Source organism: Kosakonia pseudosacchari, assembly GCF_015167415.1.
Classification (GTDB): domain Bacteria; phylum Pseudomonadota; class Gammaproteobacteria; order Enterobacterales; family Enterobacteriaceae; genus Kosakonia; species Kosakonia pseudosacchari.
In genome coordinates this window covers 2,539,660-2,558,985 of the sequence record NZ_CP063425.1, presented here as the reverse complement: position 1 = coordinate 2,558,985, position 19,326 = coordinate 2,539,660, and the positions used below count along the sequence as shown (strand labels likewise).

Below are 19,326 nucleotides of genomic sequence, written 5' to 3'. Positions count from 1 at the left end.
TGGCTAGACTTGCCAAAACACCATGCGGATTGTGGAGGTCCTGTGGAAGCAATTAAAGGAACTGATGTGAACGTTCCGGATGCGGTATTTGCCTGGCTGTTAGACGGTAAAGGCGGTGTGAAACCGCTGGAAGATAACGACGTTATTACCGCAAGCACCCCGTGTTGGGTGCATCTGAATTATACCAACCCGGAGAGCGCCCAGTGGCTGGAAACCACGCCAGTGTTGCCGAACAGCGCGCGCACGGCGCTTTCCGGGGAGAGCACGCGCCCCCGGGTAAGCCGCATGGGCGAGGGGACGTTAATTACCTTGCGCTGCATTAATGGCAGCACGGACGAGCGGCCCGATCAACTGGTGGCGGTACGCGTTTATATGGACGAGCGCATGATTGTCTCAACACGCCAGCGCAAGGTGCTGGCGCTGGACGATGTGGTCAGCGATCTGGAGGAGGGAACCGGTCCGGCGGATTGTGGCGGCTGGCTGGTGGATGTGTGCGATGCGCTGACCGATCACGCCAGCGAGTTTATCGAATCGCTGCACGACCGGATTATCGACCTTGAAGATAATCTGCTCGATCAGCAAATTCCGCCGCGCGGCATCCTGGCGCTGCTGCGTAAACAGTTGATTGTGATGCGCCGTTATATGGCGCCGCAACGGGATGTTTTTGCCCGGCTGGCCAGCGAGCGCTTACCGTGGATGAGTGATGATCAGCGCCGACGTATGCAGGATATTGCCGATCGCCTTGGTCGTGGGCTCGATGAGATTGATGCCTGTATCGCCCGTACCGGCGTGATGACAGATGAAATCACCCAGGTGATGCAGGAGTCGCTGGCGCGGCGAACTTATACGATGTCTTTGATGGCAATGGTGTTTCTGCCGAGCACGTTTTTAACCGGGTTGTTCGGCGTCAACCTTGGCGGTATTCCCGGTGGCGGTTGGCATTTTGGCTTTGCGCTGTTTTGCATGATGTTGGTGGTGCTGATCGGTGGTGTTACCTGGTGGTTGCATCGTAGTAACTGGCTGTAAAATTTCACTTTTTTAACAAAAATTGAACATAAAAACGCCGCATTAATTGAGCGAGGTCAATAAACGAAACACCTGTTCAGGGCAATATTCATCTCGCAGGTGAATGCAACGTCAAGCGATGGGCGTTGCGCTCCATATTGTCTTACTTCCTTTTTTGAATTACTGCATAGCACAATTGATTCGTACGACGCCGACTTAATAGTCGGCTTTTTTTTGCCTCTGCGTTCTCGCCGTCTACCCTTAACGGGAAGCCCACAAAAAGGAGGCAATGATGAACGCACTCTATTTTTTCTCCCCACAGTTGAGCGATCCGGTGCCTACGGACCCGGTTCCTGTTCCTGACCCGATTCCTCGCCCGCAACCGATGCCGGATCCGCCGCCGGATGAAGAACCGATTAAAATGTCGCGTTATAAAGGCAGATCTGAGAGGATACGCGCCTGCTAAACGTATGCCTTTTTATCGCGAGAAAACATTGTGACCGCTTTTTCAACCCTGAATACTTTGCCCGCAGCCCAGATCGAAAACCTCAACGAACTGGGCTATCTCACCATGACGCCCGTCCAGGCGGCGGCGCTGCCCGCTATTCTTGCTGGTAAAGATGTCCGGGTACAGGCGAAAACCGGCAGCGGTAAAACAGCGGCGTTTGGCTTAGGGCTGTTGCAGCACATCGATGCCAGCCGTTTTCAAACGCAATCCCTTATTTTATGTCCCACTCGCGAGCTGGCGGATCAGGTGGCAAACGAGCTGCGTCGCCTGGCGCGTTATATGCCGAACATTAAAATATTGACCCTGTGCGGCGGGCAGCCATTCGGTGCGCAGCGCGACTCGTTACAGCACGCGCCACATATTATTGTCGCCACGCCGGGCCGCCTGCTGGATCACCTGCAAAAAAGCACCGTTTCTCTCGATAGCCTGCAAACACTGGTGATGGATGAAGCGGATCGCATGCTGGATATGGGGTTCAGCGACGCCATTAATGAAGTTATCGCTTTTGCCCCGGCTTCGCGCCAGACGCTGCTGTTTTCTGCGACCTGGCCGGAAGCCATTGCTGCGATTAGCGGTCGCGTGCAGCGCAATCCCGAAACGATTGAAATCGACACGGTTGACGCCCTGCCGTCAGTCGAACAGCAATTTTTCGAAGTTTCCCGCAATGGCAAAGCCAGCTTGCTGCAAAAGCTGCTCAGCGAACACCGCCCGGCGTCCTGTGTGGTGTTCTGCAACACCAAAAAAGATTGCCAGGAGGTGTGTGATGCACTGAACGCCGCCGGGCAGGACGCGCTGGCGCTGCATGGCGATCTGGAGCAGCGCGATCGCGATCAGACGCTGGTGCGTTTCGCCAACGGCAGCGCCCGCGTACTGGTGGCTACCGATGTTGCTGCGCGTGGGCTGGATATCAAATCACTTGAACTGGTCGTTAACTACGAGCTGGCGTGGGACCCTGAGGTTCACGTACACCGTATCGGGCGCACCGCGCGTGCGGGTAACAGCGGTCTGGCCATCAGTTTCTGTGCGCCGGAAGAAGCGCAGCGCGCGAATATTCTGGCCGAAATGCTGCAACTGAAGCTGAACTGGCTGAATCCACCGGCTAACGTCAAGGTTGTACCGCTGGAAGCCGAAATGGCAACGTTGTGCATTGATGGTGGCAAGAAAGCCAAAATGCGTGCCGGTGATGTGCTCGGGGCGTTAACGGGAGAAATGGGGCTGGATGGCGCGGATATCGGCAAAATTACCCTCCACCCGGCGCACGTTTATGTGGCTGTGCGTCAAAGCGTGGCGCGTCAGGCGTGGAAGCAGTTGCAGAACGGGAAAATCAAGGGCAAGACCTTTCGTGTACGGTTGCTGAAATAAAGTAAAAAGCCTCTCTGGCGCACCAGAGAGGCACAACGTTATTTCACTTCAATCACATTGAGGCGCAGCTCATCCAGTTGCGCATCATCCTCTTCCGGCTGCCAGCCCGCCGGCTGCAGCGGGATCTCTTCCCGATCAAAGGCCAGATCGCCGCCGTTCACCACTTCTGAATCGTGGGTGATGCCTTTAAAGTCGAACAAATTAATATCGCTCAGGTGCGAAGGCACTACGTTTTGCATCGCGCTGAACATGGTTTCGATGCGTCCAGGATAGCGTTTGTCCCAGTCACGCAGCATATCGGCAATAACCTGGCGTTGCAGGTTCGGCTGGGATCCACACAGATTGCACGGAATGATAGGGAACCCTTTGGCTTCTGAAAAACGCTCAATATCTTTTTCGCGGCAGTAAGCCAGCGGGCGAATCACGATGTGTTTACCATCATCGCTCATCAGTTTTGGCGGCATCCCTTTCATTTTCCCGCCGTAAAACATATTCAGAAACAGCGTTTGCAGGATGTCGTCGCGATGGTGACCAAGGGCGATTTTTGTCGCACCCAGCTCCGTCGCCGTGCGGTAAAGAATGCCACGACGTAAGCGTGAGCAGAGCGAACAGGTGGTTTTGCCTTCCGGGATCTTCTCTTTAACGATACCGTACGTGTTTTCTTCCACGATTTTGTATTCCACACCCAGCGTATCCAGATACTGCGGCAGAATATGTTCCGGGAAACCCGGTTGTTTCTGGTCGAGGTTAACAGCCACCAGCGAAAAGTTTACCGGTGCGCTCTGTTGCAGGTTGCGCAAAATTTCCAGCATGGTGTAACTGTCCTTGCCGCCGGAAAGGCAAACCATAATGCGATCGCCTTCTTCAATCATGTTGAAGTCGGCAATAGCCTCGCCCACGTTACGACGCAGACGCTTTTGCAGCTTGTTAAGGTTGTACTGTTCTTTCTTTGTAATTTCTTGCTTTTCAATCATTATTTTGTCTCTGGAAGCGTCAGGGGCACCGCAGGGGCAAACCACATCATGAAGTGGCAGCTAGTGATTAGCACGCCTCTTTAGATCCTGGTTCATTTCCGCTCACCATGCACCGTAAATGTCGTAAACCCTTGCCCTTTTCACGCACATTACCTGGCGATGAAAACGGGCTTGTGCCGGTAATCAAAAACCAGCAGGCAAAAGTATGTCGCGTATGGTACGGATTCCGGCGGCGAATACCAGCACGTTTTACGGCGTTGCCAGGCGCAGGCAAGAAATGAAATGGTCATCGCTCACCTTTTTTCAGGTGCGGTATAAAACCTATTCATCAATACAGGAGTAAGATCATTCTCGCCAGGATGTGTAATCAGTTTGTAAAGAAACGAACTGTTATCTAATCATCGAAGGGAGGTAAATGTGATAAGAGCAATGATTGTTCGCTTAGGAGTGTTAATACTTTTCTTTTTTTCATTTCAATTACAAGCAAAAGAAGACATCGGAATGAAGCTGGAGCGCGTCGTGATCGTCAGCCGTCACGGCGTGCGCGCGCCAACCAAGTTCACGCCACAAATGCGCGAAGTGACACCTTTTCAGTGGCCCCATTGGGATGTGCCGCTGGGGTGGCTCACGCCGCGAGGAGCGCAACTTATTACGGCTCTGGGACATTATCAGCGTCTGCGGTTGGCCGATACGGGGTTACTGACCAATAAAACGTGCCCGGATGAAGGACGTGTGGCGGTGATTGCCGATACCGATCAGCGAACCCGCAAAACAGGCGAAGCATTCCTGGCGGGGCTGGCGCCTGAATGTCATATTCCTGTGCATTATCAACAAGAAAAGTCGAAGACCGACCCGCTTTTTAACCCGATAAAAACGGGTAAATGTTCGCTTAACACATCGGCGGTGAAAGAGGCGATTTTAACGAAAGCGGGAGGAAATATTGAGCAATACACCCGGACATATCAGCCTGCTTTTCAGACCCTGGAGCGAGTTTTAAATTTCCCTGACTCAGAGAAATGCAAAACCGCCGGGAAAAACGCTGTCTGTTCACTCACCAAAGATATCCCCACCAAACTCAACATCAAGCCTGACAATGTCTCCTTGCCTGGCGCGTGGGGGCTTTCTTCAACGCTCACTGAAATATTCCTCCTACAGCAAGCACAAGGGATGAAGGAGGTGGCATGGGGAAGGATCGCAGGAGACAAAGCGTGGCAATCGTTATTAAGCCTGCATAATGCCCAGTTTGATCTTTTACAAAGAACACCTGAAGTGGCGCGCAGCAGGGCGACGCCCTTACTTGATTTAATACGCACAGCATTGACCACCAACGGCGCTGATCCGAATCACTACGGCATCACGTTTCCGGTTTCTTTGCTGTTTATTGCCGGACACGATACCAATCTCGCCAATCTCAGCGGCGCGTTAGATCTTAACTGGTCACTGCCATCCCAACCCGATAATACCCCGCCAGGCGGAGAGTTGGTTTTCGAACGCTGGAAGCGGGTGAGCGACAATACGGCCTGGATTCAGGTCTCGTTCGTGTATCAAAGCCTGCAGGAGATGAGAGAGATGCGCGCTTTCTCGCTGGATAACCCGCCGGGTCGGGTGGATCTTGCGCTCAAAGCCTGTAGCGAAAAGAATGCGCAGGGGATGTGCTCCTTAAACAGTTTTGCCAGGCTGATTGAATCGGTACGCGTCGCGGATTGCGGCTTATGAAACACGGCTTTTCGCCAGCAAAGTGCCTCTCGCGAGCCGCTTCCAAATTCTGTGCCCCGAACATTGATAAAGAAACGGGGCACCGGCGATTGGCGCTTACTGTGCCATTGAATCGGTTTGTCTTTAGCGAAAAACGGAAGGCTCGGCACCGTAGCGTTTACTGAACTGACGGCTGAAACTGGCGACCGACGCATAGCCAACACGCGCGGCGACTGATTTTATGGGGATGCGGGTGGTCATCAGTAACTGAAGTGCATCGGCAATCCTCGCATCGGTGATCACCGCGCTGAGCGTGGTGTTTTCTGCCGCAAGACGGCGACGCAGTGTGGCACCGCTAATATTGAGCCGCTCCTCAATCTCACCGGTAGACCAGTGATGTGCCGGGTCATGGCTTACCATTTTGCGTATCGTCATGGCGATGCCCGGCGGCTGAAGACGCAACAAACCGTGATGTCCCATCTCAAATAACCTGAGCACAACCTCAAGCATCGCATGTATTGCGAGTGCCCGGTTCCCGGCCCACAGCGCCGCAACCCAGCGGGTCATCGGGGCGATAAATTTTGCCAGCGGTTCAGCGGCGATGTTACCCGGATTTGCCGGGGGTAAGACGCGCAGTAAGAGCCGCGCGGCCTCCAGTTGCTCCTCGGCCAGTAACACCGTCAGCGCGAGAAACTCGCCACTGCCGGGGTCGGGCGTACACTCAATATCAATGCTACGGGCATTGGGGAATACCAGCATCTCGCCGGGTGCTACGCAGACCCATTTGTCCTGCTCGCGGTAACGAAACGTGCCGCGCAGGGGAAAAGAGAACGTTGCCCCTTCGACCTGAAACTTGTTCACCTGCCAGCTTTGCATGGCGCGCAGGCAACAGCAGGGAAAGGCTTGTCCGGAACAGACCAGATCCAGCAGCGCATTGAGCAGGGTTTCTGTTTCGTGCGCATCGGCATGTAAAACGGGGTTTATCATTCAATCTTCTCTGCAATACGGGTTCCGGCAGGAATACACGCGCGTTTGCCTGCTGGAGAAATTCACATAGCGTAATGCAACGCGTAGCTTTTACCGCTACGGCTGAGTTTTGCCGTAGTCGGCAGGTTGAAATGCATACCGCAAACAGAAATATCATCTGTAGCAACGCGATCCAACAGCGCGCTGCGCGTTTTTGCCGCCAGCGCCGGGTCGCGGTCATAGGCAATCGAGACCTCAGGGCGGGCTATCTGGATATGTGGAAAATGGACAATATCCCCCCAGATAAGCAGAGAACCTTTCTCATTGCCAAGCAGAAAACCGCTGTGACCTGGAGTATGACCAAAAAGCGGCACCGCCTGAATACCGGGCAGAAGATCCTCGTGTGTAAAGGGCACCAGCCTGTCGTCGTAAGCGCTGAAGGCATTCTTCGCGATGTCAAAGGAACGCTTGAGTCCCTCCGGTGCGCTGGCATATAGCGTTTCATCACGCCAGAAGGCCAGTTCTTTCTCATGCACAAACAGACGTTGCACGTTACTGAATAGCGGGGTCTGCAGCGGGCCGGCAAGACCGCCAATATGATCGCGATGGCCGTGGGTCAACAGGATAGTGTCGATACTGAGTGGGTCAATGCCCGCTGCGGCAAGGGCGGCGGGTAACTCGCCGCTTGCACCGTCGGGCGTACCGGTTCCGCTATCGATAAGAATGGTGTGTCCGGTGGTTTCGACCACGCAGGCGTTAATGTTCATACGCGGCAGGGGCGAAACGCCGTTTGCGCGCAGTAACGCTTCGGCATGGTCGGTTTCAATGCCGTTCAACAGCGCAAAAGTGCCTTCAAGGTAACCGTCACTGAGTATCGTGACGGTGATGTCCTGCAATTGCAGGCGTGTTATTCCGGGCGTTTGCTCAAGCATCCTGGACGTCATCATAATCCTCACTTCCTTTTCATCACATTCCGTTGAATGTCGAATACAGCGTAATGAAAAAGCGTGCGCGTATTTGTTCAATGCAGTGCGTTTCGCGCTCATTGTGCACCAAGCGCGCGTCGTTATTCGTCCAGTGTCTGAAAAGAATAGGCTTTTTCCACCCGGCAAATACGGGTTGTGAATGAGTGGTACCACTTTTCACGCCCGGTTTTCTGCGCAATGAGATGTTCGGCATTCATCTTCCAGCTCTTAATGGCCTCAAGCGAGGTCCAGTAAGAGACGGTAATGCCAACCTCTTCACGGGCGGAATCCACGCCCAGAAAACCAGGTTGGTTTACCGCCAGTGCCATCATGCGCTCGGACATGGCGCCGTAGCCATCATCAATAGCGGTGCGCACAGAGGTGAAAATCACTGCGTAATACGGGGTGGGGTGGCTAAAGGCTGACATTGCGGCTCCTGACTCGGGTTGTCTGAACGCTATCCTGACAGGAATTTCACGCAGCGGTAGCTACCTGTTCAGGCGACTTTTTTTTCCGGATATTTGCCTTTTACCACGCCATCATAAAAGCGTCCTTTGGAGACAACGGTAAGAAACAGGGAAAAGATACGTTCCGGCACGCCCTGATACTGGTAAACACTTTTATCGTGAAAACAGATTTCCAGCGTGCGGGTGCGTTCGTCATAACCGACAGAAGCGATGCGTGATGAGGTAACTGAGTGATGCTGCATAAATTCGCTCCTTGCCGTGCGGGCTGAAACCGTGATTATCAGCGAGCTTCCCGCGGGTGTCATGCAAAATCGGTGCATTAAAAAAGCCACCGGCGCTAACCGGTGGCTTTTTCGGCGACAGGCTTATTCCGCCGCGTTTTTCTCCGCTTTCCCTGCCAGTTGGGCGAGGAAGTCGTAGCGTTTTTGCAGGTCGGCTGCGGCATCTTTCCAGAGCTGTTCCGCCACCTCCGGCTGCTGCGCGTTCAGACGACGGAAGCGCTGCTCATTAAGCAGGGTTTCCGCCAGCGCATCTGACGGCGGCCGCGAGTCCAGCGCCAGTGGCACTTTCCCTTCCTCTTCGCGGCGCGGATCGTAGCGGTACAGCGGCCAGAAGCCGGTCGCGGTGAGCTGGCGCATCTGATCGTGGCTCAGCGCCAAATCATAGCCGTGCTCTTCACAGGGGCTGTAAGCAATTATCAGCGACGGGCCGGGGTAGGCTTCTGCTTCCTGAATGGCTTTTACCGTCTGGTTGAGCTGCGCGCCCAGCGAAATCTGCGCGACGTAAACGTGACCGTACATCATCATGCTGACGCCCAGATCTTTGCGTGCCTTGCGTTTGCCATGCTCGCCAAATTTGGTCACCGCACCGAGCGGTGTCGCTTTGGAGGCCTGGCCGCCCGTGTTGGAGTAACACTGGGTATCAAGCACCAGAATATTGACGTTCTCAGTCAGACTCAGCACATGATCGAGACCGCCAAAGCCGATATCGTACGCCCAGCCATCACCGCCAATCAGCCAAATCGATTTTTCGACCAGCGCATCGGCATCAGTTAACAGTTGTTGTGCGCCTTCGACCGATGCCAGCGCAGTACGCAGCTCAGCCACTTGCGCGCGGCGTTCTTCCGGCGTTGCTTGCGCATGCAATGCCGCGTTCAGTTCCGGCGGAATATGCTCAGCGAAGTGATCCACCAGCCGCATTACACGCTGGCGGTGTTGATCCACGCTTAAGCGGAACCCAAGCCCGAACTCGGCGTTATCTTCAAACAGCGAGTTCGCCCACGCCGGCCCGCGCCCGTTTTCATCGGTGGTGTAGGGCGTCGAGGGCAAATTACCGCCATAAATTGATGAACAACCGGTGGCATTGGCGATCATCATCCGGTCGCCATACAGTTGCGTCAGCAGTTTGATATACGGCGTTTCGCCACAGCCTGAGCACGCCCCGGAATACTCAAACAGCGGAGTAATCAGCTGCGAGGTACGAATGTCGATGCGCTCCAGTTTGCTGCGGTCGATCTCCGGCAGGTCAAGGAAGAAGTCGTAATTCACTTTCTCTTCTTCAACGTGTTCAAGGCGCGACATCATATTGATGGCTTTGATGTCCGGGTTCTGGCGATCTTTTGCCGGGCAAACTTCCACGCACAGGTTACAGCCGGTGCAATCTTCCGGCGCGACTTGCAGCACATATTTCTGCCCGCGCATATCGCGGGATTTCACATCCAGTGAATGCAGACTTGACGGGGCGTTTTCCATCGCCTGCGGTGAGACCACTTTGGCGCGGATCGCCGAGTGCGGGCAGGCGGCAACGCAGTGGTTACACTGGGTACAGAGCTCTTCTTTCCAGACAGGGATCGCTTCGGCGATATTGCGTTTCTCCCAGCGCGTGGTGCCCACCGGCCAGGTGCCGTCCGGCGGCAGCGCGGAGACGGGCAATGCATCGCCAAGACCGGCCAGCATGGCCGCCGTCACGGTTTTCACGAAATCAGGTGCTGAATCAGAGACCACCGGCGGGCGATGAGCGCTTTGCGGATTAACCGCTTGCAGCGGTACGCTGAACAACGACTCGCGAGCCATTGCCAGTGCCTGCCAGTTTCGTTCCACCAGTTCCTGACCTTTACTGCTGTAGCTTTTGGCAATCGCCCCCTGCAATTCTGTCAGCGCGCTGTCGCCCGGCAGAATATTGGTGAGATGGAAGAACGCCATCTGCATGACGGTGTTAATGCGGGCGGCAAGCCCGCATTCACGGGCGATTTTCGCGGCGTTAATCACATAGAGACGGGCTTTTTTCTGGTTTAGCACCGCCTGCACTTCCTGCGGCAAACGTGACCAGACTTCGTCGGCGCTGTAGGGCGTGTTAAGCAGGAAAATACCGCCCGGTTTCAGGCGCTCGGCCATCTGGTATTTGTCGATAAACTGCAACTGGTGGCAACCGACGAAATCCGCCTGCGACACCAGATAAGCCGAGTTGATCGGCTTTTCACTGACGCGCAGGTGCGAGACCGTCAGGCCGCCTGCCTTTTTCGAATCATAAACAAAATAACCCTGCGCATACCACGGTGTGGAGTTACCGATAATTTTGATGTTGTTTTTCGTTGCCGAGACGCTACCGTCGCTGCCAAGCCCGTAGAACAGCGCTTCTAATTTGGCATGCGATGGCAGGGTGTTTTCCGGTAGCGGCAGAGAAAGGTGGGTCACATCGTCGTAAATGCCGACGGTAAAACGCGGTTTGGGTTTCGCCGCGCGCAGCTCGTTAAAAATGGCCAGCACGCATTCGGGGCCAAACTCTTTTGAGGAGAGACCGTAACGCCCGCCGATGACGCGCGGCAGGGTTTCCCGCTCGCCGTTATTAAATGCTTCAGCCAGCGCGGTCATCACATCCAGATAAAGCGGTTCGGCCTGGGCGCCGGGTTCTTTAGTGCGATCCAGCACGGCAACGGTTTTCGCGCTTTCCGGTAACACGGACAACAGATGCGCGGCGCTGAACGGGCGATAAAGACGCACTTTCAGCACGCCGACTTTTTCACCGCGCGTCAGCAGTTCATCGACCACTTCTTCGCAGGTACCGATCGCTGAGCCCATCAGCACGATCACGCGATCGGCCTGCGGGTGACCATAATACTCAAAAGGTTTGTACTGCCGCCCGGTGGCGGTGGCGAAATCGTCCATCGCCTGCTCAACGTGATCGTAGACCGCGTTGTACCATGGGTTGGTGGCTTCGCGAGACTGGAAATAGGTGTCCGGGTTGGCAGAAGTACCACGGATCACCGGGTGTTCAGGGTTGAGCGCGCGGGCACGATGCGCGTCAATTTCCGGTTGAGGAAGCAGGTTGCGAAGGGTGTCATCCGCCAGCGGCACGATTTTGTTAATTTCGTGCGAGGTGCGAAAACCATCAAAGAAATGAATGAATGGCACCCGGCTTTTCAGTGTCGCTATCTGCGAAATAAGCGCGAAATCTTGCGCTTCCTGCACGCTACTGGCAGCGAGCATCGCACAACCGGTCTGGCGAACCGCCATCACATCGGAGTGATCGCCAAAAATAGAGAGCGCGTGGGTGGCGACGGTGCGTGCGGCTACATGCAGAACAAACGGCGTTAATTGGCCAGCCAGTTTGTAAAGTGTGGGGATCATCAGCAGCAAACCCTGCGATGAAGTAAATGAGGTCGAAAGCGCACCGGTTTGCAAAGCGCCGTGCACAGCGGCAATCGCGCCCGCTTCCGACTGCATTTCCACGACGCGCGGCGTGTCGCCCCAGATGTTTTTCAGACCGTTTCCGGCCCATGCATCCGCCTGTTCAGCCATCGTCGAGCTGGGGGTAATGGGGTATATGGCGATAACTTCACTGGTGCGGTAAGCGACTGAGGCGACCGCGCCATTACCGTCAATAGTAATCATATGGCACCCTTGCATTGCTCAATAGAAAGGGGCTTGTGAAACGGCGACAAGCCCTGTAGTTATCTTCTTATTTTAGCAAAGCACCGTGCGAGCAATTTTCGCTTTTGTGTCCTGAGGTATAACTGGAATCAATGAATTGCCATTTAAACCGCGCCAGGAAAGCGGCATTATTGCGCGGGGGCGAACGTTTCCTGTTACGCTGCTGAATGAAGCAGGCTAAGCAACCGAGACGATGGACATGAGCGGTCAGGCCGCTGCCCCTGCTGTAGACGTGAAACGCTAGCCAAAAAGGCCAGTGGGAGATTTGCCCCGTTTGCCACCGGGAAGATAATCCTCTTCAGGAGAATGATCCCGACTTTACCGGCGGCGCGAACGTGCGCAATCTTAATGAGGCAACAAAAGCGTACCAAGGCAAAATTACCGAATAAGGGTGTGATGGGCCGCTCAATAATAGAGCCAGAGTGTTATCTGAATGGTATTTATACTCAACTCATGCTGCCTGAGCGGCTTCTGAACAGGTTATAAAACAAAAGACAGGTAGACGCCTGAACGTGGGTTTTTAACGGTTGGAATTTACCGCCGCAGCCGATCTGAAGGTGGAGTCGTTACGGGAAATATGTCATGAAAAAAGAGCGCCTTGCTGCGGCAATTTTTATCACTGTGGTTTTCTTTGCGATATCGATTACGCTAGTTGCTCAAATAATAAGTACAAGAACGCATACGCTTAACGATCTGAATACCAATATCTCCAACTTAAGCCATACCCTGGATACCTATTCCGAGGGGATTATTCGCCAAAGTGAGATGTTGATAAAAAACATTTCTGACATAACCGAAATTTACGGCATGGGTGCTGATCAAAAAAATAACCTTAAACGGATATTGTCAGAACAGGATCAGCTGCTTATACAGCTCAACAATATCGTCATTTATGATGCCAGAGGCGACAAAGTCATCTCCTTGCGGGACGGTAATTCTGTCAACAGTAATGGGGCTGACCGATCTTTCTTTATCTATCATCGCAACAACCCGTCAAGAAATGTTTTTATTGGCCCGCCGGTAGTGAGCAGGACCAATGGGCAATGGGTATTAACAGTGAGCCGCAGGCTGGAAGATAAAGAGGGAGTATTTAATGGCGTTGCGGTATTGACGCTCAATATTGCCAATTTCCTGCAAACTTACGGCAAGCTCGATACAGGAAAAGAAGGGACCATTGCGTTAACAAGCGGCACGGGCACCTTATTAATTCGCTACCCTTTTGATGCGAAATTTATTGGCCGCGAACTGTCAGATTCGCCGCTCTTTACGGTTTACCTGAAAAAGAGCAGCGCAGGGATTGCAACGTCCGTTTCGCGTTTTGATAAAATCGAACGCATCTATTCCTTCCAGAAAAATAAACGCTATGGATTGGTGACCACCGTGGCTGTCAGCATGGATGAAGCCATGGCTTCGTGGCGCCGTCAGGCGGAAATACTTGCCATTGTTATTCTCTTCCTTATGGGCTGCGTTGTGTTTTCCAGCTTTTTCATTATCAAAGAGGTTCGCCGCCGTATCCGTATCAGTAAAGAGATCTCGGAGGCGAAAGCGTCTCTGGCGTCCGAGAACGCAGAGTTGCAAGTTATCGCCACGGAAGATGCATTAACCGGTCTTGCGAATCGGCGTAAATTCGATGAGGCTCTAGTGGCCGAAGTAGCGAAAGGTGCCAGCAACAAACAGCAGATTGCACTGCTATTAATTGATGTCGATTACTTTAAAAAATATAACGACAATTACGGTCATATCGCCGGTGACGGCTGTTTACAAGCTGTCGCTGAAAATTTGAAAAAGACCATCAGCGAAACTCCTTATCTGGCCGCCAGATATGGCGGAGAGGAGTTTGTGGTTATTCTGCCTGAAACAGATGCGGACTCCGCTAAGCATATTGCCAGCAAGATAGGCCGTAATATTAAGCTTGCGAATATTCCCCACCAGCAAAGCCCGCTCGGCGTCGTGAGTGTGAGTATTGGTGTCGCTGCCGGGTCTGCCGCCTCATTGACGGGCAATGAGGCGATGCTTATCGAATTAGCGGATGAGGCGCTTTACGAGGCGAAATCTTCAGGACGCGACCGTGTTGTTATCTCACAACGTGAAATAACGTAAGGTGAGAACAATGTTGCCGCACTTGCCAGTGTCGCCTGTTGAGCCCTTTGAAATCCGCCACGGGTTCTGAGTCGGCATACCCGATGAATCCCCGTTTGCGATGAATTATGTTTACCCGCCCAAAAAACCGCAAAAAAGTGTTTCGAATTCACATAAAGATGCTTTTCAGCTCTCGACGTATTGCGCCTGGCTGCCTATGATGCTTGGGTTTCGCTTTTTTTAATTATCCTGAGGACACAGGGCAGGGGGAGAGATGCGCGCAGCGTTGTTAGTAGGATGTGCCGCTTTATTATTATCGGCATGCAGCAGTGAACCCGTTCAGCAAGCGACCGCAGCACACGTAGCGCCGGGGCTTAAAGCCGCGATGTCAAATGGTGGTCAGGCGAATTGCGCGATGATTGGCGGTTCGTTGTCAGTTGCCCGGCAACTCGATGGTTCAATGGTGGGAATGTGTGCGTTGCCAAATGGCAAGCGCTGCAGTGAACAGTCGCTTGCCACCGGAAGCTGCGGCAGTTACTGAGCGTTCGCCGCGCGTGTGTAGATCAGAGTTTGCGTCGCTGTCGCCAGCGTCAGCTGATTGTCAGTAAGATCAACCTGCGCCCCTTCGCTGAGCATCGCATTAATGGTGTGATCCAGTTCGTTACGCTGCTGGTCAGGGCAGAGCATCATGGTCATGCCCATTTGTTTGACGGTCAATTTGCCTTCAGAGAGTTTTCCCTGGCCCATAAAGCCGTTGCACATTTTGCCGGACACGCGCAGGTCTTTATCAAAACGGATTTCCGGTGCCGGGCCATTACCCTGCACGGCCTGGCCGTTTACGGTGGTCAGCACAAAACGCTGATCTGCCAGTTGCTGCGGCTTCAATGTGTCGGTGCGGGAACTCACGCAGCCAGAAAGCACTACGCTCAACGCAACCAAAGTCATAATTTTCTTCATCTCGTCCTCTAAGGGGTTATCCATTACGTGGGGGAATTCTAACAGGCTTAGCCTGGGCGTCATCGGGGTTTGTCCGAAAGGGTTCCCGAGCAGGCAGGGGAACCCCGGACAATCAGGCCAGCGCGTTCGGGCAGGCTTCGCCGTCACGTAACTGGCGCAGGTTTTCCAGCGTCGTTTCGGAAATGCTAATCAACGCCTCGGCCGTCAGGAATGCCTGGTGACCGGTAAACAGTACGTTATGGCAGGCGGATAAACGACGGAACACGTCGTCCTGAATAACATCGTTGGATTTATCTTCAAAGAACAGATCGCGTTCGTTTTCATAGACATCCATTCCCAGCGCGCCGATCTTTTGCGTTTTCAGTGCTTCTATCGCCGCTTGCGAATCCACCAATCCGCCGCGGCTGGTATTGATGATCATCACGCCATCTTTCATCTGAGCAAAGGCGTCGCGATTAAGCAGGTGGAAGTTTTCTGGCGTGAGCGGGCAGTGCAGGGAGATAACATCCGCCTGTGAAAACAGCGTCGGTAGATCAACATACTCCACGCCAAGCTCCAGTGCTGCTGCGCTCGGGTAGGGGTCGAACGCCAGCAGACGCATACCGAATCCTTTCAGAATACGCAGTGCGGCAACACCAATTTTACCGGTGCCGATAACGCCCGCTGTTTTACCGTACATGGTGAAGCCGGTCAGCCCTTCCAGGGAAAAGTTAGCATCGCGGGTACGCTGATATGCGCGGTGAATGCGACGGTTCAGGGTCATCATCATGCCAATGGCATGCTCTGCTACCGCTTCCGGTGAGTAGGCCGGCACACGCACCACCTGCAAACCCAGCTCTTTTGCCGCGTCGAGATCAACGTTGTTGAACCCGGCACAGCGCAGGGCGATAAATTTCACGCCGAGCTTTTTCAGCTCTTCCAGCACCGGGCGGCTGCCATCGTCGTTAACAAAAATACAGACCCCATCACAGCCATTCGCAGTTTTGGCAGTCTTTTCGGTTAACAGAAAGTCGAAAAATTCAAGATCGTAGCCATATTTCTCGTTTACCTGCTGCAAATACTTTTTATCGTATTGCTTTGTGCTGTATATCGCGAGTTTCATAAGACTTTCTCCAATGGTTTTCTACCCACATTATCACGTTTTAAAATTATTATGTAAACGTTCAAATTTTATTGACAACCATGGGCACGGTGAATGTGTTCAGTTCAGTATATCCGCTGTGACACACCTGTTAGCGCAATTGTTTTAATGCGCTGCGCGTGCTCCAGCAGATAGCTGTCGCCGCAACAACCCCGATAAGCCATGGAATTTTGGAGTCGTGAAAGTAGTTAGCACTGAGATAATCGCTGAAGGTAAAGCAGGTGAAAACGGTGGTGCCGGTAAACCAGCCGCGAATTAAAGAGCCTTTCGTGAACATGCGCTGAATCCATAAATTAATGATATTAAAACACTATTCTCTGTAACTACTGAAAATGCAATCGCCCGACTATGATTAAAACGACCTGCGCCTTCAAAGGGGCGGCCAAACATGCCACAATAACCACCAGAATCGGCTTAATCACATGCAAAATCAGGATATTAGCTACCCATGAAGGGTAAATACAAAGCCGCCATCGCACTGGTGTTACTGGTCATTCTGCTGCCGCTTACGCTACTGCTGACGCTTGCGCAATGGGTGCCGACGCTGGCCGGGATCTGGTTGCCGGCGGGCACGCGTATCGCCATGGAAGAGAGCCCGCGCTTTTCCCGACACGCGTTAAAAATTCCCGATCTGCGCTATCTGGTCGCTGATTGTCAACTGGCGTCATTACAGAACGCCGAACTCACCCATCCCAGCCGCTGGCAGCTTCATATTGGCGCGCTGGATATTAACACCGCCTGCCTGAATAAACTGCCACAAAGTGAAACGGTTTCTGACGCGCCGCGCACGCTGGCCGAATGGCAAGCCATGCTCCCTTACAGCTGGCTGACGGTGGAGCGTTTTACCGTTTCGCCGTGGAAAACATGGGCAGGCAAATTATCCGCGTCGTTGACACCGGATGTGCAGCAACTCACCTATTCTGGCGAGCGCATCGATCTCAGCGCCCGTTTGCGCGGGCAGGCGCTGACGATTAGCCGCATGGCGCTGCGTCTTGTTGATGACCAGCCGCCGTTTACGCTCGGTGGCGAATTTACCCTGCCGGACGTTCCAGGCAGCGTTCCGGTTAACGGACATATGGAAAGCACCTTAACTCTGTCACAGCAGCCGGGCGTGGTGGATGTGGATGTCGACTGGCGCGATAACGAAGGGCAACTGGTGGTCATGGCGCGCGATCAGGGCGATCCGCTGCTCGATCTGCCGTGGCAGCTTACCCCCGAACAATTGACCATCAGCGATGGGCGCTGGAGCTGGCCCTATCAGGGCTTTCCACTTAGCGGTCGGGTCGGCTTAAAAGTGGAGAACTGGCAACAGGGGCTGGAAAAGGCGCAGTTCAGTGGCCGGTTAAACGTGCTGACGCAGGGCGACGCCGGAAAAGGCAATGCGGTGCTGACAATTGGCCCCGGCCGTCTTGGTATCGACAATAGCGATATGCCGCTGCAGCTGACCGGAGAAGCAAAGCAGGGCGATCTGGTGTTTTATGCGGTGCTTCCCGCCCATCTGAGCGGTAGTGTTGACGATCCGCAACTGGCCTTCACGCCAGGTGCGCTGCTGCGCTCGCGCGGACGGGTGATTGATTCGTTAAATATTGATGAAGTGCGCTGGCCGCTGGCGGGCGTCAAGCTCACTCAGCATGGTATTGACGGGCGTTTGCAGGCCATCCTTCGCGCGCATGAAAATGCGATGGGGGATTTCCGTCTGCATCTTGATGGCCAGGCGCAGGATTTTCTGCCGGACAACGGCCTGTGGCGCTGGCGTTACTGGGGCGAGGGCAATTTCACGCCGATGAACGCGCGCTGGGATGTTGCCGGTCGCGGCGAATGGAATAACAACACGATTACGCTTAACGATCTCTCGACCGGCTTTGACCAGTTGCAATATGGCGCGATGCATATGGCTACGCCCCGGTTAGTGCTGGATGCGCCAGTAAAATGGGTGCGTGATGCGGCAAATCCGCAGTTCACCGGTGCACTGACGCTGGATGCCGGGCAAACCCGCTTCAGCGCGGGAAGCGTCTTACCGCCATCGACATTGACATTCAGCGTGACCGGCGACGACCCAACCATGTTCCAGTTTAAGGGCGCGTTGCAGGCCGACACGATTGGCCCGGTGCAGGTTAATGGCCGCTGGGACGGTGAGCGTTTACGTGGGCAGGCATGGTGGCCGCGCCAGGCGCTCTCGGTATTCCAGCCGCTTATTCCGCCGGACTGGAAAATGAAGCTGCTGGATGGCGCACTGTATGCGCAGGTCGCCTTTTCTGCCGCCGCGGATCAAGGTTTTGAAGCCGGTGGTCACGGCGTGCTAAAAAGCGGCAGTGTCTGGACGCCGGACAACCAAATTCGCGGCGTCGATTTTGTGCTGCCATTCCGCTACCGCGAAGGGGGCTGGCAGTTGGGCACCCGCAGGCCGGTTTCGCTGCGCATTGGTGAGATAACGAACCAGGTGACGGCGAAAAATATCACCGCCGATTTGCAGGGCGCGTGGCCGTGGAGCGAGGAAAATCCGCTCATATTAAGCGATGTCAGCGTAGATGTGCTGGGCGGAAAAGTGACTATGCAGCAGCTACGTATGCCGCAGCACGACCCGGCGCTGCTGCGTCTGAAGCACATTTCCGCCAGTGAGTTAATCAGCGCGGTGAATCCGAAGCAGTTTGCGCTTTCCGGGCCATTTGACGGCGCACTGCCGCTGTGGCTGGATAACCCGCAATGGATCATTAAAGATGGCTGGTTGCACAACCCCGGCCCGATGACGCTGCGGATCGATAAAGATACCGCCGATGCGGTGGTGAAAGACAACATGGCGGCGGGCGCGGCGATTAACTGGTTGCGCTATATGGAAATTTCCCGTTCATGGACGAAGATCAATCTGGATAATTTAGGGCTGTTGACGCTGCAGGCCACTCTGCGCGGCACCAGTTTTGTTGATGGCAAAAGCAGTACCGTGAATTTGAACTATACCCATGAGGAGAATGTATTCACCTTATGGCGCAGTTTACGTTTTGGCGACAATCTGCAGTCATGGCTTGAGCAACACGCGGCGCTACCGCAAGCCCGCTGCGCGAAGGGCGAAGAGTGTGAGGATAAAAAATGAGTACCCTGAAAGCCGTGCCCGTATTGATGGCGATAATGTTGCTGGCCGCTTGCACGCCGCGCATCGAGGTGGCGGCGCCGAAGGAGCCGATCACCATCAATATGAATGTGAAGATCGAGCATGAAATTCACATCAAAGTGGATAAGGACGTTGAAACCCTGCTGAAAACCCGTAGCGACTTGTTCTGAGG

General features: G+C 54.0%; 17 protein-coding genes and 2 pseudogenes. 9 read left to right on the top strand and 10 right to left on the bottom strand.

Annotation, left to right across the window (positions count from 1 at the left end; all coding sequences use genetic code 11):
* Positions 1-42 precede the first annotated feature (42 nt).
* The 3 genes from zntB to dbpA all read left to right on the top strand — a co-directional run bounded on the left by zntB (position 43) and on the right by dbpA (position 2,875).
* Positions 43-1,026: a zinc transporter ZntB gene (gene zntB, locus IP581_RS11975; protein WP_086868748.1), complete on the top strand. Its 984-nt coding sequence runs from the start codon at positions 43-45 to the stop codon at positions 1,024-1,026.
* 271 nt (positions 1,027-1,297) lie between these two features.
* Complete coding sequence (gene ynaL, locus IP581_RS11970; RefSeq protein WP_017457224.1) at positions 1,298-1,471, top strand: proline-rich small protein YnaL; 174 nt, start codon at positions 1,298-1,300, stop codon at positions 1,469-1,471.
* A 30-nt stretch (positions 1,472-1,501) separates the two neighbouring features.
* Positions 1,502-2,875 carry an ATP-dependent RNA helicase DbpA gene (gene dbpA / locus IP581_RS11965; protein WP_193820477.1) on the top strand — a complete coding sequence of 458 codons (1,374 nt, stop codon included), beginning with the start codon at positions 1,502-1,504 and terminating at the stop codon, positions 2,873-2,875.
* A gap of 38 nt (positions 2,876-2,913) precedes the next feature.
* On the opposite strand, the gene ttcA is transcribed toward dbpA, so the two are convergent.
* On the bottom strand, positions 2,914-3,849 hold the full coding sequence (gene ttcA / locus IP581_RS11960) for a tRNA 2-thiocytidine(32) synthetase TtcA (protein ID WP_193820476.1): 936 nt from the start codon (positions 3,847-3,849) through the stop codon (positions 2,914-2,916).
* A gap of 102 nt (positions 3,850-3,951) precedes the next feature.
* A pseudogene (locus tag IP581_RS24125) lies at positions 3,952-4,105 on the bottom strand (site-specific integrase); the annotation flags it as partial.
* 164 nt (positions 4,106-4,269) lie between these two features.
* On the opposite strand from IP581_RS24125, the gene IP581_RS11955 reads away from it, so the two are divergent.
* A complete protein-coding gene (locus tag IP581_RS11955; RefSeq protein ID WP_407659151.1) occupies positions 4,270-5,565 on the top strand; it encodes an AppA family phytase/histidine-type acid phosphatase in 1,296 nt (431 codons plus the stop codon).
* Positions 5,566-5,688: 123 nt separating this feature from the next.
* Here the strand turns inward: IP581_RS11955 and IP581_RS11950 are convergent, their stop codons facing one another.
* From IP581_RS11950 to nifJ, 5 genes are all read right to left on the bottom strand, one after another.
* Entirely contained in the window at positions 5,689-6,531 is an 843-nt protein-coding gene (locus IP581_RS11950; RefSeq protein ID WP_193820475.1) for a helix-turn-helix transcriptional regulator, read from the bottom strand.
* A 62-nt stretch (positions 6,532-6,593) separates the two neighbouring features.
* A complete protein-coding gene (locus tag IP581_RS11945) occupies positions 6,594-7,457 on the bottom strand; it encodes an MBL fold metallo-hydrolase (RefSeq protein ID WP_228007758.1) in 864 nt (287 codons plus the stop codon).
* A gap of 119 nt (positions 7,458-7,576) precedes the next feature.
* The gene (locus IP581_RS11940; protein ID WP_086868758.1) at positions 7,577-7,903 is read right to left on the bottom strand and encodes an antibiotic biosynthesis monooxygenase family protein; all 327 of its coding nucleotides are present in this window, start codon (positions 7,901-7,903) and stop codon (positions 7,577-7,579) included.
* A 68-nt stretch (positions 7,904-7,971) separates the two neighbouring features.
* Positions 7,972-8,184 (bottom strand): KTSC domain-containing protein, encoded by a 213-nt coding sequence (locus tag IP581_RS11935; RefSeq protein ID WP_086868761.1) that lies wholly within the window; start codon positions 8,182-8,184, stop codon positions 7,972-7,974.
* Between the two features lie 123 nt (positions 8,185-8,307).
* A complete protein-coding gene (gene nifJ / locus IP581_RS11930; RefSeq protein WP_193820474.1) occupies positions 8,308-11,832 on the bottom strand; it encodes a pyruvate:ferredoxin (flavodoxin) oxidoreductase in 3,525 nt (1,174 codons plus the stop codon).
* 296 nt (positions 11,833-12,128) lie between these two features.
* Here nifJ and IP581_RS11925 point away from each other — a divergent pair.
* The 3 genes and pseudogenes from IP581_RS11925 to IP581_RS11915 form a co-directional block, all read left to right on the top strand.
* A pseudogene (locus tag IP581_RS11925) lies at positions 12,129-12,260 on the top strand (CPCC family cysteine-rich protein); the annotation flags it as partial.
* A gap of 193 nt (positions 12,261-12,453) precedes the next feature.
* On the top strand, positions 12,454-13,971 hold the full coding sequence (locus IP581_RS11920; protein WP_193820473.1) for a sensor domain-containing diguanylate cyclase: 1,518 nt from the start codon (positions 12,454-12,456) through the stop codon (positions 13,969-13,971).
* A gap of 253 nt (positions 13,972-14,224) precedes the next feature.
* The gene (locus IP581_RS11915) at positions 14,225-14,491 is read left to right on the top strand and encodes a putative hemolysin (RefSeq protein ID WP_193820472.1); all 267 of its coding nucleotides are present in this window, start codon (positions 14,225-14,227) and stop codon (positions 14,489-14,491) included.
* Here IP581_RS11915 and hslJ read toward each other — a convergent pair.
* The 3 genes from hslJ to IP581_RS11900 form a co-directional block, all read right to left on the bottom strand.
* A complete protein-coding gene (gene hslJ / locus IP581_RS11910; protein WP_097401110.1) occupies positions 14,485-14,907 on the bottom strand; it encodes a heat shock protein HslJ in 423 nt (140 codons plus the stop codon). The two genes, IP581_RS11915 and hslJ, sit on opposite strands and share 7 nt — an antisense overlap.
* Positions 14,908-15,019: 112 nt before the next feature.
* Positions 15,020-16,009, bottom strand: a complete 990-nt coding sequence (locus tag IP581_RS11905) for a 2-hydroxyacid dehydrogenase (protein WP_193820471.1) — start codon at positions 16,007-16,009, stop codon at positions 15,020-15,022.
* Between the two features lie 130 nt (positions 16,010-16,139).
* Positions 16,140-16,325, bottom strand: a complete 186-nt coding sequence (locus tag IP581_RS11900) for a hypothetical protein (protein ID WP_086868770.1) — start codon at positions 16,323-16,325, stop codon at positions 16,140-16,142.
* Between the two features lie 171 nt (positions 16,326-16,496).
* Here IP581_RS11900 and IP581_RS11895 point away from each other — a divergent pair, with 171 nt between their 5' ends.
* Positions 16,497-19,136, top strand: a complete 2,640-nt coding sequence (locus IP581_RS11895; RefSeq protein WP_193820470.1) for a YdbH family protein — start codon at positions 16,497-16,499, stop codon at positions 19,134-19,136.
* Positions 19,133-19,324, top strand: coding sequence for a YnbE family lipoprotein (locus tag IP581_RS11890; protein WP_086868774.1), 192 nt, complete (start codon positions 19,133-19,135; stop codon positions 19,322-19,324). Before IP581_RS11895 ends, IP581_RS11890 begins: the two co-directional genes overlap by 4 nt.
* The last annotated feature ends 2 nt before the right edge of the window (positions 19,325-19,326 follow it).

What these genes read in the sequence shown, in the direction of transcription:
- ynaL (WP_017457224.1), top strand. Translation starts at nt 1,298, where the DNA reads ATGAACGCACTCTATTTTTTCTCCCCACAGTTGAGCGATCCGGTGCCT.
- ttcA (WP_193820476.1), bottom strand. Translation starts at nt 3,849, where the DNA reads ATGATTGAAAAGCAAGAAATTACAAAGAAAGAACAGTACAACCTTAAC.
- IP581_RS11950 (WP_193820475.1), bottom strand. Translation starts at nt 6,531, where the DNA reads ATGATAAACCCCGTTTTACATGCCGATGCGCACGAAACAGAAACCCTG.
- IP581_RS11945 (WP_228007758.1), bottom strand. Translation starts at nt 7,457, where the DNA reads ATGATGACGTCCAGGATGCTTGAGCAAACGCCCGGAATAACACGCCTG.
- IP581_RS11940 (WP_086868758.1), bottom strand. Translation starts at nt 7,903, where the DNA reads ATGTCAGCCTTTAGCCACCCCACCCCGTATTACGCAGTGATTTTCACC.
- IP581_RS11935 (WP_086868761.1), bottom strand. Translation starts at nt 8,184, where the DNA reads ATGCAGCATCACTCAGTTACCTCATCACGCATCGCTTCTGTCGGTTAT.
- nifJ (WP_193820474.1), bottom strand. Translation starts at nt 11,832, where the DNA reads ATGATTACTATTGACGGTAATGGCGCGGTCGCCTCAGTCGCTTACCGC.
- IP581_RS11920 (WP_193820473.1), top strand. Translation starts at nt 12,454, where the DNA reads ATGAAAAAAGAGCGCCTTGCTGCGGCAATTTTTATCACTGTGGTTTTC.
- IP581_RS11915 (WP_193820472.1), top strand. Translation starts at nt 14,225, where the DNA reads ATGCGCGCAGCGTTGTTAGTAGGATGTGCCGCTTTATTATTATCGGCA.
- hslJ (WP_097401110.1), bottom strand. Translation starts at nt 14,907, where the DNA reads ATGAAGAAAATTATGACTTTGGTTGCGTTGAGCGTAGTGCTTTCTGGC.
- IP581_RS11905 (WP_193820471.1), bottom strand. Translation starts at nt 16,009, where the DNA reads ATGAAACTCGCGATATACAGCACAAAGCAATACGATAAAAAGTATTTG.
- IP581_RS11900 (WP_086868770.1), bottom strand. Translation starts at nt 16,325, where the DNA reads ATGTTCACGAAAGGCTCTTTAATTCGCGGCTGGTTTACCGGCACCACC.
- IP581_RS11895 (WP_193820470.1), top strand. Translation starts at nt 16,497, where the DNA reads ATGAAGGGTAAATACAAAGCCGCCATCGCACTGGTGTTACTGGTCATT.
- IP581_RS11890 (WP_086868774.1), top strand. Translation starts at nt 19,133, where the DNA reads ATGAGTACCCTGAAAGCCGTGCCCGTATTGATGGCGATAATGTTGCTG.